Annotated in this window: 1 pseudogene; it reads left to right on the top strand. The window is 66.6% G+C overall.

The window, feature by feature from the left end:
* Positions 1 to 890 (top strand): annotated as a pseudogene (locus ABD951_RS28555) (IS3 family transposase); the annotation flags it as partial.

Raw genomic sequence — 890 nt, 5'->3', positions numbered from 1 at the left:
ATGGCAGGGAAGAATTACTCCGAGGAGTTCCGACGGCAGGCGGTTGACCTGTACGAGTCGACTCCCGAAGCGACGATCCGCGGGATCGCAGCGGACCTGGGTGTCGAGCGCGGCACCCTGCGACACTGGATCGACCGGTACGGCACCGGTAGGAAAACGACCGTCGGCGGGGCCGTCACCACAGGCTCGCCACGGGCTAGCTCGAGTGCGGGCGATCCCGGTGGTGTGCCGGAGACCCCGGAAGCGAGGATCGCCCGACTCGAGGCCGAGAACGCTGCACTGCGGGCAGAGAAGACCAAGCTGACCACCGAACGCGAGATTCTGCGTCAGGCGGCCAAGTATTTCGCAGGGGAGACGAACTGGTGAGCCGCTTCCAGTTCGTTGCCGACCACTGCGACACCTACGAGGTGAAGCGGCTGTGCGAGCTCGTCGAGATCGAGCGCTCGTCCTACTACGCCTGGCAGCGGGCTGCACCCGCGAGAGCGGCGCGGGCAGAGGCCGATGCACGGCTCGCCGGGCGGATAAGGGCTGTGCACACCGTCGACACCACCTACGGGGCACCGAGGATCACCGCCGAGATCAACGACGGTGTCCCCACGGAGCAGAGGGTCAACCACAAACGGGTTGCCCGCGTCATGCGCGAACACGGCATCGTCGGGTACCGGCGCCGCCGCGCGGTGCGCACCACGATCCCCGAGCCCGCGGATCAGAAGGTCGCCGACCTGCTGGGGCGTGACTTCACCGCGGATGAACCCAACCGAAAGTACGTCGGTGACATCACGTACCTACCGATCACCGACGGCACCAACCTGTATCTGGCCACGGTCATCGACTGCCACTCGCGGCGTCTGGTCGGCTGGTCGATCGCCGACCACATGCGCACCGAACTC

This window comes from Rhodococcus olei, assembly GCF_039540555.1.
GTDB lineage: Bacteria > Actinomycetota > Actinomycetes > Mycobacteriales > Mycobacteriaceae > Rhodococcus_G > Rhodococcus_G olei.
The sequence above is the reverse complement of the archived record's forward strand: the minus strand, read 5'-3'. Positions and strand labels throughout refer to the sequence as shown.